15 protein-coding genes are annotated in these 14,652 nt (G+C 71.0%); 8 read left to right on the top strand and 7 right to left on the bottom strand.

The features are described 5' to 3' along the window. The first annotated feature begins 64 nt into the window (after positions 1–64). A complete protein-coding gene (locus G5S38_RS03600; protein WP_165064398.1) occupies positions 65–1,129 on the top strand; it encodes an App1 family protein in 1,065 nt (354 codons plus the stop codon). Positions 1,130–1,176: 47 nt separating this feature from the next. Here G5S38_RS03600 and G5S38_RS03595 read toward each other — a convergent pair whose 3' ends face one another. Next, the gene (locus tag G5S38_RS03595; protein ID WP_165064396.1) at positions 1,177–1,680 is read right to left on the bottom strand and encodes a DUF427 domain-containing protein; all 504 of its coding nucleotides are present in this window, start codon (positions 1,678–1,680) and stop codon (positions 1,177–1,179) included. Positions 1,681–1,784: 104 nt separating this feature from the next. Further along, on the bottom strand, positions 1,785–3,155 hold the full coding sequence (locus tag G5S38_RS03590) for a glucose-6-phosphate dehydrogenase (protein ID WP_165064394.1): 1,371 nt from the start codon (positions 3,153–3,155) through the stop codon (positions 1,785–1,787). A 29-nt stretch (positions 3,156–3,184) separates the two neighbouring features. Here G5S38_RS03590 and G5S38_RS03585 point away from each other — a divergent pair, with 29 nt between their 5' ends. Further along, a complete protein-coding gene (locus tag G5S38_RS03585) occupies positions 3,185–4,972 on the top strand; it encodes a glycoside hydrolase family 15 protein (RefSeq protein WP_165064391.1) in 1,788 nt (595 codons plus the stop codon). Between the two features lie 52 nt (positions 4,973–5,024). On the opposite strand, the gene G5S38_RS15490 is transcribed toward G5S38_RS03585, so the two are convergent. Together G5S38_RS15490 and G5S38_RS15485 are read right to left on the bottom strand one after the other, a co-directional pair. Then, entirely contained in the window at positions 5,025–5,693 is a 669-nt protein-coding gene (locus G5S38_RS15490; protein ID WP_201276568.1) for a zinc-binding dehydrogenase, read from the bottom strand. A 27-nt stretch (positions 5,694–5,720) separates the two neighbouring features. Then, the gene (locus tag G5S38_RS15485) at positions 5,721–6,059 is read right to left on the bottom strand and encodes an alcohol dehydrogenase catalytic domain-containing protein (RefSeq protein ID WP_201276567.1); all 339 of its coding nucleotides are present in this window, start codon (positions 6,057–6,059) and stop codon (positions 5,721–5,723) included. A 34-nt stretch (positions 6,060–6,093) separates the two neighbouring features. Here G5S38_RS15485 and G5S38_RS03575 point away from each other — a divergent pair, with 34 nt between their 5' ends. The 4 genes from G5S38_RS03575 to G5S38_RS03560 are packed head-to-tail and all read left to right on the top strand — an operon-like array spanning position 6,094 to position 10,133. Further along, positions 6,094–7,218 (top strand): FUSC family protein, encoded by a 1,125-nt coding sequence (locus G5S38_RS03575; protein ID WP_165064389.1) that lies wholly within the window; start codon positions 6,094–6,096, stop codon positions 7,216–7,218. Further along, positions 7,211–8,245, top strand: coding sequence for an alpha/beta fold hydrolase (locus G5S38_RS03570; RefSeq protein ID WP_165064387.1), 1,035 nt, complete (start codon positions 7,211–7,213; stop codon positions 8,243–8,245). Before G5S38_RS03575 ends, G5S38_RS03570 begins: the two co-directional genes overlap by 8 nt. Then, positions 8,242–9,273, top strand: coding sequence for an NAD(P)H-quinone oxidoreductase (locus G5S38_RS03565; RefSeq protein ID WP_165064385.1), 1,032 nt, complete (start codon positions 8,242–8,244; stop codon positions 9,271–9,273). The genes G5S38_RS03570 and G5S38_RS03565 overlap by 4 nt, the downstream gene beginning before the upstream one ends. Next, positions 9,270–10,133 (top strand): UbiA family prenyltransferase, encoded by an 864-nt coding sequence (locus G5S38_RS03560; RefSeq protein ID WP_165064383.1) that lies wholly within the window; start codon positions 9,270–9,272, stop codon positions 10,131–10,133. Before G5S38_RS03565 ends, G5S38_RS03560 begins: the two co-directional genes overlap by 4 nt. Before the next feature lie 33 nt (positions 10,134–10,166). On the opposite strand, the gene G5S38_RS03555 is transcribed toward G5S38_RS03560, so the two are convergent. The 3 genes from G5S38_RS03555 to G5S38_RS03545 are packed head-to-tail and all read right to left on the bottom strand — an operon-like array spanning position 10,167 to position 13,166. Next, positions 10,167–11,582, bottom strand: coding sequence for an MFS transporter (locus tag G5S38_RS03555; protein ID WP_165064381.1), 1,416 nt, complete (start codon positions 11,580–11,582; stop codon positions 10,167–10,169). 31 nt (positions 11,583–11,613) lie between these two features. After that, entirely contained in the window at positions 11,614–12,309 is a 696-nt protein-coding gene (locus tag G5S38_RS03550; protein WP_165064378.1) for a lipase family alpha/beta hydrolase, read from the bottom strand. Continuing rightward, positions 12,306–13,166 carry an alpha/beta fold hydrolase gene (locus G5S38_RS03545; RefSeq protein WP_165064375.1) on the bottom strand — a complete coding sequence of 287 codons (861 nt, stop codon included), beginning with the start codon at positions 13,164–13,166 and terminating at the stop codon, positions 12,306–12,308. The genes G5S38_RS03550 and G5S38_RS03545 overlap by 4 nt, the downstream gene beginning before the upstream one ends. A gap of 104 nt (positions 13,167–13,270) precedes the next feature. On the opposite strand from G5S38_RS03545, the gene G5S38_RS03540 reads away from it, so the two are divergent. Together G5S38_RS03540 and G5S38_RS03535 are read left to right on the top strand one after the other, a co-directional pair. Then, on the top strand, positions 13,271–13,864 hold the full coding sequence (locus G5S38_RS03540) for a sulfite oxidase-like oxidoreductase (RefSeq protein WP_165064372.1): 594 nt from the start codon (positions 13,271–13,273) through the stop codon (positions 13,862–13,864). Next, entirely contained in the window at positions 13,861–14,616 is a 756-nt protein-coding gene (locus G5S38_RS03535; protein WP_201276566.1) for an FAD-binding oxidoreductase, read from the top strand. Before G5S38_RS03540 ends, G5S38_RS03535 begins: the two co-directional genes overlap by 4 nt. Positions 14,617–14,652 lie beyond the last annotated feature (36 nt).

Genomic DNA, 14,652 nt, shown 5'->3' with positions numbered 1-14,652 from the left:
CGGAGTTCTGCTCGATGCGGCGGTCGCGCAGGTTGTCCCCTACCGCCGTGAAAGACTTGCCGGCATGGCGCGTAAATCCAAGGCGGTATCCCCTGCGACAGCAGCCGAGCCGATCATCCACTTCGCGGCGCGCATGGAAGACACCTTTCATGAGTTCCGCGAGAAGCGGGCCCGAAAGCGCGGACTCACCGCCACGGTCATCCCGTTCACCGGGTACGGAGGAGACGGCTGGGTGCGCGTGCTGTGCCGCGTGCTGCTCATCAAGCCGGATTCCGTCATCCGCCCCAGTTCGCCCGACGAGGTCGGCTACCGCAACATCCGGGGCTGGCGCAGCTTCACCAGCGTGCCGATCGACGACGTCGAGGTCATCGTCACGGTCGACGGCGTCGAGCACAGCGTGCGTGCCGACCGCGGCGGCGTCGTCGACACCCGCATCGAGGCGACGCTGACTCCCGGCTGGCACACGATCACCCTCCGCACCGAGGCGTCGCCCGTCGCCGAGGCACCGGTATTCATCGTGGATTCCGCCGTCGACTTCGGCATCGTCTCCGACATCGACGACACCGTGATGGTCACCGCGCTTCCCCGCCCGATGCTCGCCGCGTGGAACACCTTCGTGCTCGATGAGCACGCGCGGCGCCCGGTAGCCGGCATGGCCGTGCTCTACGAGCGACTCACGCGCGATCACCCCGGTGCGCCGGTCATCTACCTCTCGACGGGCGCCTGGAACGTGGCATCCACCCTCTCGCGCTTTCTGTCGCGCAACCTTTACCCGTCGGGCGCCCTGCTGTTGACCGACTGGGGGCCGACGCACGACCGCTGGTTCCGCAGCGGCAAGGAGCACAAGAAGGCGTCGCTCGAGCGCCTCGCCCTGGAGTTTCCCGACGTCAAGTGGCTGCTCATCGGCGACGACGGCCAGCACGACGAGGACACCTACGGAACCTTCGTTGAGCACCACCCGGACAACGTGCGCGCGGTGGCCATCCGCCAGCTGTCGACGAGTGAGGCAGTGCTCGCGGGTGGCCGCTCGAAGTCCGAGGAGCGTGGCAAAACCAGCGGCGTGCCGTGGGTGTACTCCCCCGACGGCGCCGGCATGGCAGAGGACCTCCACCGCACGGGCAGCCTGTAGCGCCCGCTGGCGCTACCAGCCGAGGGTGCCCGGTGCGCCCGCTGGCGCTACCAGCCGAGGGTGCCCGGTGCGCCCTTGAACGGCCCGACGACGCGTGACGTGATCCAGCCGCCGTAGAAGTCGCCGTCCTGTGCCTGTACGGTCTCGCCCGCGATGGTGCAGGCGTCCATGGCCGACGGGTAGACCGCGATCGCGTCGACCAGGTCGGCGTAGGCGGGGGTGGGCGTCGGGTAGTACCAGCCGGAGCGCTCAGCGACGACCGAACCACCGCGCAGGCTCACGTACCTGGCCTGGCCCTTGAACTCGCACCACGACTGCCCGGCGGCCGGGATGACGGCCCCGTCGCGGAAGTCTTCCTTGGGCACATACACGGTGGGTGGATGACTCGTCTCCAGCACCCGGTAGGCACGGGTGCTCGAGGCGATGACCTCCCCGCCGAGGGTGATCGTGACCGGGTCGGCCATGAGTTCGAGCCGCGGCGGTCGCGGGTAGTCCCACACCGATTCCTGCCCGGGCCCCGGGATGTCTCTCTTCGCTTGCTCACGTCGCATGCCCGTCACGATACGCCGCAACGCCGGATGCGCCCTGTGCCGGATGCGCCCTGTGCCGGCCGCGCAGGCCGGCACAGCCCAGGCAGGCCAGCTCAGTGTCGAGCTCAGACCGGCCAGCCCGCGGGGCCGGTCGATCCGGTCGCGTACTCCTCGAGCGGCACCTCGTTCGCCCTCCACGCGTCGAGCACGGGCTGCACGATACGCCAGCACTCCTCCACGACGTCGCCGCGCACCGAGAGGATCGGGTCGCCGGAGAGAATGCCCGCCAGTACCTCGCCGTACGGACCGAAGTCGCCCGGCGCGAAGCTCGAGGCCAGCGTGACCCGGTCGAGCGTGAACGGGTCACCCTCGCCGTTGATGTTCAGGTCGAGGGAGAGCTCGTCCGGGCTGAGCGAGATGACGAGCCGGTTGGGCACCTGCGTTCCCTCGAGGCCCTTCGGAAGGTGCCGCACGTCCTTGAAGGTGACGATGACCTCCTTGCGCAGGCCCGCCACGGCCTTGCCGGAGCGCAACCGGATCGGTACCCCGGCCCAGCGGGCGTTGTCGATGGCGACCGAGAGCTCGGCGAGCGTCTCGGTATTGCGGGATGGGACCACGCCGGGCTCATCGACGTACGACGGAAAGTCCCGTCCGTCGATGGTGCCGCCGGTGTAGCGCGCTCGCCTGCTCCACGCGGTGGGGCCGTCTCCGTCGAGGCGGGTCGCCGCGAGCACGGTGTTCACCGCTCCCCGCAGGTCGTCGGATTCGACGCTGCTCGGCGGCTCGAGCGTGACCAGGGCGAGCACGAGCAGCAGGTGGCTCTGGATCATATCGACGAGGGCACCTGCCGTGTCGTAGTAGCCGGCCCGGCCCTCGAGGCCGAGCGGCTCGTCGAACACGATCTCGATGCCCTCGATGTGCTCGGCGGTCCAGGTGGGGTCGAAGATGCGATTGGCGAACCGCAGCCCGAGCATGTTGATGACCGTCGACTTGCCGAGGAAGTGGTCGACGCGAAACAGCTGGTCTTCCGGCAGCAGTTCGGCCAGCTCGCGGTTGAGCTGCCTGGCGCTCTCGAGGTCGGTGCCGAACGGCTTCTCGAGCGCGAACACGGTGCCATCGGGGATGGCGTCGGCGGTCAGCGCGCGGCAGGCAGCCTGCGTGACGGCCGGGGGCAGCGCGAAGTACACCGCCGGCACGCCGGTGCACGCGGCGAAGATGCGGGCGAGGTCGTCGGCATCGGTGACGTCGGCCTGCAGGTAGACGGTGGAGGCGACGAGGGCGTCGATCCGCTCCCCGCTGGCCTTGCCCTTGTCGAATGACGCGGTCACCCTGGCCCGCCAGTCGGCGTCGCTCATCGCATCCATGCCCACGCCGATCAGCTGCACGGGCACGCTGCGGTCGCTGGCGAGGAACTGCCCGACGCCGGGCAGCAGCAGCCGGGACGTCAGGTCCCCGCCCGCTCCGAGAATGACAAGGGAACGTGGGGAGTCGGTCATCCGTCAACGCTAACTGCTTGACTGAGGCGATGGCGCATCGCATCGGGGATTACGCAATGATCGGCGACACGCTCACCGCCGCGCTGGTCGGGATCGACGGCAGCATCGACTGGTTGTGCCTTCCGCGGTTCGACTCCGCGTCGACCTTCGGGGCGCTGCTCGGCGATGACGGCGCGGGGCGCTGGCTGGTGGCGCCGTCCGGAACCGTGCGGGAGACCTCGAGGCGGTACGTCGACGACACGTTCGTGCTGGTCACGCGGTGGGTCACCGACGACGGGGAGGCGGAGGTGGTCGATCTGATGCCGATCGGCGGCCGGCGGGCCGACGTGGTGAGGCGCGTGCGCGGCATCCACGGGTCGATGGAATTCACCGAGGAACTCGTCATCAGGTTCGACTACGCCGGCGCGGTGCCGTGGGTGCGCAAGGTCACCGACCGCACGGGGCAGCCCGGCCTCGTCGCCATCGCCGGGCCCGACGCGGTCGTGGTGCGGGGCGGCCCGACGCTGCACGACCGTGGGCGGCGCCACCGGGCGACCTTCACCGTCGCGGCCGGGGAGACGGTCGACCTCGTGCTCACCTGGTATCCGGCACACCGGGCGGCTCCCGCGATGCCCGACGTCGACGCGAACATCGCCGACACCGTCGCGTGGTGGCAGTCGTGGGCGTCGACCGCATCGCCGTCACCCCGGTACGACGCCCAGGTACGCCGGTCGCTGCTCGTGCTGCGCGCCCTGACCCACGGCGACACCGGCGGCATCGTGGCCGCGGTCACCACGAGCCTGCCGGAGCAGCTCGGCGGCTCGCGCAACTGGGACTACCGCTACGTGTGGCTGCGCGACGCAGCGCTGACCCTCCAGGCGCTGCTCGCGCACGGCTTCACCCGCGAGGCCGAGGGCTGGCGCCAGTGGCTGCTGCGCGCGATCGCGGGCGACCCGGCCGACGTGCAGATCATGTACGGCATCGCCGGGGAGCGCCGGCTCGACGAGTACGAGCTCGATTCGCTGCCGGGGCACCGCGGGTCGGCGCCGGTGAGGGTCGGCAACGACGCCTACCTGCAGTACCAGGGCGACGTGTTCGGTGAGGTGATGGTCGCGCTGGAGCAGGCGCGGCAGTGCGGTGTCGACGAGGCACCGTTCTCCTGGCCGCTGCAGCGCGCGCTGATGGACCACGTCGAGCAGCACTGGCGCCGCGCAGACAACGGCATCTGGGAGGTGCGCGGTCCCCAGCGGCAGTTCACCCACACCCGCGTCATGCTGTGGGCCGCGGTCGACTCGGCGGTTCGCGCGGTACGCGACCACGGCCTGGGCGGACCGGTGGAGCGGTGGGAGGCGCTTCGCGACGAGATCCGCGACGACATCGAGGCACATGGCTGGGACGCCGGGCGGCGCACCTACACGCAGTACTACGGCGGCACCGAGGTCGACGCCTCGCTGCTTCGTCTGCCGCAGGTGGGCTACCTCGCGGCCGACGATCCGCGCATGCTCGGCACCGTGGCGGCCATCGAGGCCGACCTGATGCATGAGGGGCTGCTGTTGCGGTACCGCACCGAGGGCGGTGTCGACGGGCTCGAGGGGGCGGAGCATCCATTCCTCTGCTGCTCGTTCTGGCTGGTCGAGCAGTACGCGCGCAGTGGCCGGGTCGACGACGCGGTCGCCCTGATGGACCGGATGCTGGGTCTCGCGAATGACGTCGGCCTGATGAGCGAGGAATACGACGTCGAACGCGGCGAGCAGGCCGGCAACACCCCACAGGCCCTCACGCACCTGAGCCTGGTGCGCGCGGCGGACGCGATCGCGGCGGCACTCAGCGCGGGGTGAATGGCACTGGGTGAGCAGCGCGCGGTGAACAGCGCGGGGTGAGCGGCGCGCGTCAGGTGCGGATGAGCGCCTTGATCGCGGTGCGCTCGTGCATCGCGCGGTAGCCGACCGCCACGTCGTGCAGCGACACCGTGAGGTCGAAGATCGCCGAGACGTCGAGCATCCCGGAGAGCACGTCGGGTAGCAGGCGGCGCAGGGTGCTCCCGATGGGGGCCGCGCCGCCCTTCACGCCGATGCCGTGGTCGAGCGTGTGACGCAGCTGCGGGTCGGCGAGCGCTGGCGGGTGGCCGGCGAGGCCGATGTCGCCGCCGTGCCGCACCGCAGCGAGCGCCAGCGCGAACGCGGCGTCGGTGCCCGCGCATTCCAGCACGCTGTCGGCCCCGAGGTCGTCGGTGAGCCAGCGGATGCGTTCGGCGGCGAGCGGGCCCCGCGCGGTGACGATGTCGGTGGCCCCGAACGACTGCCCGATCGCGGCCCGCGCCTCGCGGGTGCTGGCCAGGATGATGCGGCTCGCGCCCAGGCGGCGGCTGGCCGCGACCGCGCACAGCCCGACGGCGCCGTCGCCCACGACGACGACCGTGCTGCCGGGGCGCACCCTCCCGCCGACCGCGGCGTGGTGCCCGGTGCCGAGCACGCCGGAGAGCGGCAGGAGTGCGGTGAGCATCGAATCCGTCATGCCGTCGCCCGGCACCACGACACAGTTGGCATCGGCCCACGGCACACGCGCCTTGTCGCCCTGTGCGCCGTCCTAGCCGCTCGTCCCCCAGTGCGTGGCGCTGCGGCATCCACTCGACTGGCCGGCGAGGCACTCCTGGCAGGTGCTGTCGCTGAACAGCGGCGGCATCACCACGAGGTCGCCGACCGCGACCCCCCGCACCTCGGGGCCGGTGGCCTCGACGATGCCGATGCACTCCCTGCCGAGCCGGCGCTGCGCTCCCGGTCCCACCCCGCGATAGGCGGCGAGGTCGTCGCCGCCGATGGCGCTGTGGGTGATGCGCACGATGGCCTCGTCGCCGCGGGTGATGCGCGGTTCCGGCACCTCGTCGACCCGCACGTCGAACGGGGCGTGCAGCATGGCGGCCTTCATCTGCTCACGATAGCGCCAGCGATAGCCTGTACTGATGAGGCCGATAGCGACCATCCGCGCGTCGGCACGCAGCCCGCTGCTGCAGGTGCTCAAGACGTCGGTCGCCGCGATCCTCGCCTGGGTCATCTCGGCCGCCCTGCTGTCGCAGCCCCTACCGATCTTCGCCGCCATCGCCGCGCTGCTCGTCGTGCAGCCCAGCGTCAACCAGTCGCTCGCCAAGGGCGTCGAGCGCAGCATCGGGGTGATCGTGGGCGTGGTGATCGCCTACGCCGCCGGCCTGGTGCTCGGCCGGGAGAGCTGGGTGGTGCTCGGCATCATCGTCGTGTCGCTGCTCATCGCGTGGGCGCTCAAGCTGACGCCGGGGTCGTCCAACCAGATCCCGATCAGCGCGATGCTCGTGCTGGCGATCGGCACCCAGTCGCCCGCCTACGCGGTCGATCGCATCATCGAGACCATCATTGGCGCCGTGGTCGGCCTGATCGTGAACGCGCTGATCGTGCCCCCCGTGCTGCTCTCCCCCGCCCGGCTGGCCGTCGGGCGGCTCGCCGTCGGGCTCGCGTCGACCCTGGAGAACCTCGCCGGGGCGCTCAGCACCCCGCGCACCAGTGCGGAGCTGGCCGAGCTGATGGCGCAGGCGCGGGGCCTGCGGCCGCTGCAGGCCGCCGCATCCGACGCCATCGACGCCGCCGAGGAGAGCCTGACCTTCAACCCGCGGGCGAGCAGGTATCGCGACGCGATCCAGCGCAACCGCGATGCGCTGGCCAGGCTGTCGATCCTGGTCACCCGCACGCTCGGCATGACAAGGGCGGTGCGCGACGGCTACGACCCGGCGCTGCTCGACGACCCGGTGGTGCCCGCGATCGGGCACGAGCTGAGCCGGGCGGCCCACGACGTGCGGCTGCTCGCCCGCACCGTCGAGCCACCGAGCGAATCGACGCCGGGTCGCTCCGCCCGACGCGGCAGCCGCGGCGCCCGCGGCACCGGGGGTACGACGGCGCGCCCCGGCCGCGAGGTGCCCGTGATCACGGCCGACCTGCCGGCGCTCACCGCGCCGCTCGTGGTGATGGCGCCGGACCCGGAGCACTGGATCATCGTCGGCGCCCTGCTCGAAGACCTGCGCCGCATCCGCGAGGAACTCGTCGGCTCCCCCGATGCCTGACCGGGAACACCGCCGGGGCAGCCGCCCCCACGACAGCAGCCGGAGCCGCCGCTCCCGTGCGGCCGACGGGTACGCCCCGTTCGAGCTCGACATGGATGCCGCGTCGCTCGGGCTGCGCTCGACCGAGGTCAGCAACGAGCTCGGCACCTGCGTCGCGCGCCACCGGCCGGCACGGGCATCCACCCGTGCCACCGTCTTCCTGCACGGAGCCGCCGGATCCTGGACCACCTGGACCCCGCTGCTGCGCGCCGCCGACGCCGCAGGCACCCCGTTCGCCGACCCGGTGCTGCTCGACCTGCCGGGGTGGGGCGACGCGCGCATGACGCACGACACCGCCGACGTCACGGTCGAGGCGATCGGCAGCCTCGTCGCCGCGGCGATGGACGAACTCGGCTACACCGAGTGGGATCTCGTCGGGCACTCGCTGGGCGGCTTCGTCGGCATGCACATGGCGTCGATCTGGCCCGACCGCGTGACCTCGGTGTCGATGGTCTCGGCCACCACGTTCTCGATCATCGCCGGGGTCGACCACCCGCTGCGCAACTTCTCCGTCGTGCCGGGGTTCACCATGCTGTGGCGCATCATGCAGCTGCTCTCGCCGTTCGGCAGCGTGGCCGCACGCATCGCCACGGCGCTCGAGCCGACCGGGTTGATGCGCGTCATCTTCGCACCGCTGTACCGACACGGGCTGTGGATGCCACGCTCGACGACCATCGCGACGGCTCACGAACTGCGGCCCCGGTCGTTCGCGGCAGCCGCCCGCGTGGCGCGCGGGTACGACGCCCGTGCCGCGTGGTCGGGTGTGCGATGCCCCGTCGCGCAGGTCAAGGGCGACCGCGACGTGTTCGTCACCGACGCCGACCTCGACGCGATGCGGGGAGTGCTGCCGCACAGCGTCGGCACCGTCATCGCCGACTGCGGCCATTTCGCCCACGTGGAGCGCCCGTTCGCGGTGCTCGCGTCCCTCGGCCTACCCCGCGCGCTCGGCGAGGCGACGGGCCCCGCGACAACTACGGTGGAGCCATGAGGGTCATCGAGATCACCACGCCGGGTGACGCCAGTGTGTTGCGGGAACGCGAGGTCGCCGACCCGGTCGCGGGGCCGGGACAGGTCGTCATCGACGTCGCCGCCGCCGGGGTGAACCGGGCAGACATCTCGCAGCGCGAGGGCCGGTACCCGCCCCCTCCCGGCTCCCCCGACTGGCCGGGACTCGAGGTCTCCGGCACCATCCGCTCCCTCGGCGACGGGGTCGCTACTCGTGCGGCCGACAGCCGCGCGGCCGGCGACGGCGCGACCGGCGCCTACCCCGGCTGGGCCGTCGGCGACCGGGTGTGCGCACTGCTCGGCGGTGGCGGGTATGCCAGCCAGGCCGTCGCGAACGTCGGCCAGCTGATGCCCGTTCCCGCCGGGGTCGACCTCGTCGACGCCGCGGCGCTGCCCGAGGCGGTCGCCACAGTGTGGAGCAACGTGTTCATGGTCGGGCGCCTGCAGCCGGGTGAGACCCTGCTCGTGCACGGCGGATCGAGCGGCGTCGGCACCATGGCCATCCAGATCGCGGCGGCCCTCGGCAGCCGGGTCGCGGTGACGGCGGGCTCGGCGCGCAAGCTCGACGCCTGTGCCGCGCTGGGCGCGAGCATCCTCATCGACTACCGCAGCGATGACTTCGTCGCCCGCATCGCCGACGAGACCGGGGGCACCGGCGTCGACGTGATCCTCGACCCGATCGGCGGCGAATACGTCGCGCGCAGCATCCAGTCACTGAACCGCCACGGGCGCCTCGTGCTGATCGGAAACCAGAGCGGCGAGGCCGGAACACTGAACATCGGCGCGCTGATGGGCACCTGGGGCAGCGTGCACGCCACGAGCCTGCGCGCACGACCCCTCGCCGAGAAGAACGAGATCGTGCGTGCCGTGATCGATTCCGTGTGGCCACTCATCGAGGCGGGCACCGTCTCGCCGGTCGTCGACGAATGGATGCCGCTGGCCGACGCCCGCCGTGCACACGAGCGAATGGAGCGCTCCGACCACATCGGCAAGCTCCTGCTGGTGCCATGAGCGAATTCGACCGCCGGGAGACCCCGCGGCGCGATGCCATGCGTGCGCTGCTCGGCTCGACCCACCCCGGCCCCACCGTCACGGTCACCATCGTCGCCGTCGTGCTCGGCATCGGCATCGGCCTCGAGCCGTGGCGCCTGCTGCTGCTCGGCCTCGCCGTGATCGCCAACCAGGCGTCGGTCGGCCTGTCGAACGACTGGATCGACGCCGACCGCGACCGCGAGGCTGGCCGGCAGGACAAGCCGGTCGCGGCGGGCCTCATCGAGGCGTCGACGGTGCGCACGGCGGCCTTCTCCTCCGCCGCGCTCTCGATCGTGCTCACCATTCCGCTTGGCTGGTGGGCCGCCCTCGCACACGCGGTGTTCATCGCGTCGGCGTGGTCGTACAACGCCGGGCTCAAGAGCACCGTGTTCTCAGTCGTGCCCTACGTCGTGAGCTTCGGGCTGCTGCCCACCATCGTGACCCTGTCGATGCCCCAGCCGGCGGTGGCCGCGTGGTGGGCGATGGTGATGGGGGCCCTGCTCGGCGTCGCCGCGCACCTCGCGAACGTGCTGCCCGACTTCGACGACGACCGGGCGACCGGCGTGATCGGCCTCCCGCACCGCATCGGCGCGAAGCTCACCGGCATCCTCACCTGGGTCGTGCTCGCGGCAGCATCCATCGTCGCGTTCGCCGGCCCGTCCGGCCAGCCCGCAGAAGCCCAGTCGATCGGCCTGATCGCGACCATCGGCATCGCGATCGCCGGGGTGTGGCTGTCGTGGAGCCGCAAGCCGTCGCGGCTGCTGTTCCGCCTCATCATGGTCTCGGCACTGCTCAACGTCGCGCTGCTCGCGACCTCAGGCGAGCGGCTCGTCGGCTAGGGCCCACCAGTCAGTCGGCCTGGGGGCAGCCGGTCAGCACTGCGACTGCTGGCGGGGCAGCGGCATGGTCGTCGCGGGCACCGGCACGGGTTTCGCCGCCCGCGCCGTCGACGGGTTTCGGATGCCGACTGCCGAGACGATCGCGGCGGCGAAGAACAGCGCCGCGGTGACCAGCACCCCGCGTTCGAAGCCCATGCCGTCGAGCGACGGACCGACGATGACCCCGATCAGCGCGATCGCCACCAGGCCAGCGATGCGCGAGATCGCGTTGTTGACGGCCGAGCCGATGCCCGCCTGGCTCACGCTGATCGAGCCGAGGATCGCGGCGGTGAGCGGCGCGACCGTCACCGACAGCCCGAGGCCGAACACCAGCACGCCAGGCAGCACGTCGGTGAGGTATGCGGCGTCCGTGTCGATGCCCAGCATCAGCAGGTAGCCGATGCCGGCGAGCACCGGACCCACCGCCATGAACAGGCGGGGGCCGTACCGACCGGCGAGTCCGCCGAAGAACGACGACAGCGCGATGCTGAGCAGCGTGACGGGCAGAAAGGCAGCACCCGCGGCGGTCGCCGTGTAGCCGGCGGACTGCTGCAGGTACACCGTCACCACGAAGCCGCCGAGGGACAGGGCCGCGTAGAAGGCGACCGTGGCGACGTTGCCCACCGAGAAGTTGCGGATCGAGAACAGGCCGAGCGGCATGATGGGGTTCGTCGCGAGGCGCTGCCGCACGATGAAGGCCACGAAGGCGAGCACGCCGACGAGCATGGTGCCCCAGATCAGCGGGTCCCGCCAGCCCAGGTTGCCCTGCTCGATGAGCGCGAACACCGGGGCGCCGAGGCCCACCACGCCGAGCACCGCCCCCAGGTAGTCGACACGCACACCGACCTGCCGCTCGTCGCGCTGCCCGAGCCGCGACAGCAGCCACAGGGTGATGACGATGGGGACGATGTTGATGGCGAAGACCAGCCGCCACGACAGCAGGTCGACGAAGATTCCGCCGAGCAGCGGTCCGGCGATGAACGCCCCGCCGGTCCACGCGGTCCACTGCCCGATCGCCTTCGCCTGGGCGGCATCGCGAAAGTTCGACAGGATGATGGCCAGCGAGCTGGGCACGAGCAGTGCCCCGGCGATGCCCTGAAGGGCACGGGAGACGATGAGGAACTCGCCGGTCGGGGCGATGGCGCACAGCACGGACGCGATGCCGAAGCCGACCAGGCCGAAGCGCAGCACCACGATGCGACCGAATACGTCGGAGAGCGATCCCGCCAGCAGGATGAGCGAGCCGAGGGTGATCAGGTAGGCGTCGACGACCCACTGCTGCAGGGCGAGGCCGCCGCCGAGTTCGTCGGTGATGGCGGGCAGCGCGACGTTGATGACCGACCCGTCGAGGAATGCGACGAACGACGCGAGCACGGCGATGGCGAGTACCAGCCGCTGTCGTCGCTCCATTCCCCCATTATGCGGGCGGCCGACGACCCGGTCAGGGCCCGGCCGGCGGTCTCAGCAAATGACGGATCGTGCTCAGCAGCAGCGGCGACGAGAGCACCCGAAAGTGGCCGACGAGCGGGAGCGTGATGTTGACGGCCCCGGCCAGCTCGCTGCCCCCGGGGATGATCGGGTCGTCTGCGCTGTAGATCGACGTGATGCGCGCGTTCGAAGCGCTGAGCCCGGTGAGGGCGGCGAGGGTCACGTCATTGGGCGAGAATTCGCGCAGCGTGCGCCGCAGGGCATACCTGGCCCACACCGACCCGCCGAACGGGGTGTTGACGGTGATGATGCGCGCAATGCGGCCGTCGGTGTCGTCGGTCACCATCATGTGCTTGCCGATCAGGCCGCCCTTGCTGTGGGCGATGATGATCACGTCGCGCAGGTCGTTGTCGTCGAGGTACCGCTGGGCGAGCTCGGCCATCGACGGGATCGACCCGCGGTTGTACCCGAAGCTCGGCACGACGTGCACCGGGTGTCCGAGTGCGTTGGCGAGGGCTGCGACCGGCTCGAGAAAGCGCCAGGTCTCGTACACGCCGGGCAGCAGCAGCACCGGCACGAGCGACCCCGACGTGAAGTCGTGGGTGGCCCGCGGTGCGATGGCGTGCCTGGCCTCCCAGTAGGCCGCGTATACCCAGTCGACATAGTGCAGCCAGAGCCGCCGCACGAGCGTCGATGGAACCTCGCTCATCGCGCGTGCGCCACGATCAGCTCGCACACCCGCGCGGGAGACGCCGCCATCACGATGTGCGGGCCGTCGACCTCGACGAGGGTCGCGTCCGGCAGCAGCGACGTCACGTTCTCTGCCCAGTGCAGCGGAACGATCGGGTCGCGGGTGCCGCGGATCACCAGCGTTCTCGCGGTGATCGACGCGAGGCGTCCCTCGATCTGGTCGCCGACCAGGTGCGGCAACTGGGTCAGGTAGTAGGGAATGCCGCTGCGGAACAGGTAGTCGGTGGTGACCGTCCACTGGGCCCGGAACGGCTCGCGGGGCATGTCGGCCAGCAGAGAGAGTGCCTGCGCCATGCTCGATCGTCGCCCCGGGTAGATGGTGGGGGCGATGAGCACGAGGCGGTCGGTGATCTCCGGCCGCTGCGCCAGCAGGCTGGTGACGACCTGCGTTCCCATCGAGTGGCCGACGATGACGGGATGCCGGTGGCCGAGGGTCGTCACGAAGAGGCCGACGACACGGGCGTGGTCGCTGATCGTGGTGTCGTGTGGCGGTGTGGCGGATCGTCCGTACCCCGGCAGGTCGATCAGGTGCACACTGCCGTACTGCGCGAGCCGCTCGGCGAGCTGGTCGAAGTAGCGCGACGACATGCCGATGCCGTGCACCAGCACGAAGGCTGGCACGGTGGCGGAGTCGGCGCCTACGGGGCCCGCGTAGTGTCGGGTCGCGACGGTGAACTCCGCGAGGTCGACCATGTCGTACGACCGGCGGCTGACGATGCGGCGGCGGGACTTCTCGCCCGATCGCCGCGTGGTGGCCGCGAGCAGCCGGTCGGAGGCCCTGCGGCGCGCGCCGTGCAGGGAGCCGAGGGGTCGCATCCACCAACCCTAGGCTGTGCGCACCCTCGCCAAGCCCCGGGGGCGTGGTTAGGCTGAGCGAGCATTGGTCGCTATTCATCCACACGCAATCAGGGAGCGCCGCCATGGGGCTGTTTTCGTCGGGTTTCTCGGGCAGGCGTCGGCCGGACACCCCGGGGCTGCCCCCGGGGCAATACCTCACCGAGAGCTTTCCGGTGCTGTCGGCTGGACCGACACCGCGGGTGACCCACGAGGAGTGGCAGTTCACGATCGAGACCGAGGACGGCCTGCAGCACCGCTGGTCGTGGGATGAGCTGATGGCGCTGCCGATCGCCGACGTGACCACCGACATCCACTGCGTCACGAGCTGGTCGAAGTTCGGAACCGGCTGGCGGGGAGTGTCGCTCGACACCCTGTTCGACGGCATCGAGACCTCCGCCGGCTTCACGATGGCGTACTCCTACGGCGGGTACACGACGAACGTTCCGCTCGCCGACCTGATGGGCGGCAAGGCGTGGGTGGCGTTCGAGTTCGACGGCAAGCCGCTCGAGCCAGAGCACGGCGGGCCCGCCCGGTTGCTCGTGCCGCACCTGTACTTCTGGAAGAGCGCCAAGTGGGTGCGGGGCATCCGCATGATGGAGAACGACGAGCCGGGGTTCTGGGAGCAGAACGGGTACCACATGTACGGCGACCCGTGGCGTGAGCAGCGCTATTGGTGACCTGGGCACCCGGGCGCATCACCGAGGCCTGGACCGAGACCCCTGGCACCCGCTCCCTGGTGATCGACATCCCGCACTGGCCAGGGCACATCGCGGGCCAGCACGTCGATGTTCGGCTCACTGCGGAAGACGGCTACACCGCGGTGAGGTCGTATTCGATCGCGTCGTCGAGCACGTCGAAGCGCCTCGAGATCACCGTCGACAAGCTGGCCGACGGTGAGGTGTCGCCTTACCTCGTCGACGTCGCCGAGGTGGGCGACATGGTCGAGATTCGCGGGCCGGCAGGTGGATGGTTCATCTGGCGCCAGCACGCCGGGGCGCGCGCCGGCGACGGCGAGAACATGCGCCCCGTGCAGCTCATCGGTGGCGGCTCCGGCATCGTTCCGCTGATGTCGATGATCCGCAGCCACGGCGACGCCCACAGTGCGGCGCCGTTCCGGTTGCTGTACTCGGTGCGCACCCCGGAGCGTGCGCTGTTCCGTGACGAGCTGGTGCGCCGCGCTGCCGAGGACGCGCCGCTCGAGGTCACCTGGAACTTCAGCCGCGCCACGCCCGCCGGCTGGCCGACACCGCCGGAGCGACTCGACCGGGAACACGTGATGGCGAGTGTCTTCGCACCGGCCGAACGCGCCGCGGTCTACGTGTGCGGGTCGACGCCGTTCGTCGAGACGGTAGCGAACTGGCTGGTCGACGCCGGCTACGACGCGGCAGACATCAAGACCGAGCGGTTCGGCGGTGTGGTACCCGCCTGAACGACTACCGTAGCGACCCCGCCGACGCGGTAGCCA

Origin of the sequence: Marisediminicola senii (assembly GCF_011057645.1) — a bacterium.
Classification (GTDB): domain Bacteria; phylum Actinomycetota; class Actinomycetes; order Actinomycetales; family Microbacteriaceae; genus Marisediminicola; species Marisediminicola senii.
Note: the sequence above shows the minus strand (reverse complement) of the source record. Positions and strands in the feature narration are given on the sequence as shown.

Excerpts from the sequence above, each read along its gene's own strand:
- G5S38_RS03550 (WP_165064378.1), bottom strand. The coding sequence starts at position 12,309 with ATGAGCGAGGTTCCATCGACGCTCGTGCGGCGGCTCTGGCTGCACTAT.
- G5S38_RS03590 (WP_165064394.1), bottom strand. The coding sequence starts at position 3,155 with ATGACCGACTCCCCACGTTCCCTTGTCATTCTCGGAGCGGGCGGGGAC.
- G5S38_RS03575 (WP_165064389.1), top strand. The coding sequence starts at position 6,094 with ATGAGGCCGATAGCGACCATCCGCGCGTCGGCACGCAGCCCGCTGCTG.
- G5S38_RS15485 (WP_201276567.1), bottom strand. The coding sequence starts at position 6,059 with ATGAAGGCCGCCATGCTGCACGCCCCGTTCGACGTGCGGGTCGACGAG.
- G5S38_RS03585 (WP_165064391.1), top strand. The coding sequence starts at position 3,185 with ATGGCGCATCGCATCGGGGATTACGCAATGATCGGCGACACGCTCACC.
- G5S38_RS03540 (WP_165064372.1), top strand. The coding sequence starts at position 13,271 with ATGGGGCTGTTTTCGTCGGGTTTCTCGGGCAGGCGTCGGCCGGACACC.
- G5S38_RS03560 (WP_165064383.1), top strand. The coding sequence starts at position 9,270 with ATGAGCGAATTCGACCGCCGGGAGACCCCGCGGCGCGATGCCATGCGT.
- G5S38_RS03555 (WP_165064381.1), bottom strand. The coding sequence starts at position 11,582 with ATGGAGCGACGACAGCGGCTGGTACTCGCCATCGCCGTGCTCGCGTCG.
- G5S38_RS03600 (WP_165064398.1), top strand. The coding sequence starts at position 65 with ATGGCGCGTAAATCCAAGGCGGTATCCCCTGCGACAGCAGCCGAGCCG.
- G5S38_RS03595 (WP_165064396.1), bottom strand. The coding sequence starts at position 1,680 with ATGCGACGTGAGCAAGCGAAGAGAGACATCCCGGGGCCCGGGCAGGAA.
- G5S38_RS03565 (WP_165064385.1), top strand. The coding sequence starts at position 8,242 with ATGAGGGTCATCGAGATCACCACGCCGGGTGACGCCAGTGTGTTGCGG.
- G5S38_RS03570 (WP_165064387.1), top strand. The coding sequence starts at position 7,211 with ATGCCTGACCGGGAACACCGCCGGGGCAGCCGCCCCCACGACAGCAGC.
- G5S38_RS03545 (WP_165064375.1), bottom strand. The coding sequence starts at position 13,166 with ATGCGACCCCTCGGCTCCCTGCACGGCGCGCGCCGCAGGGCCTCCGAC.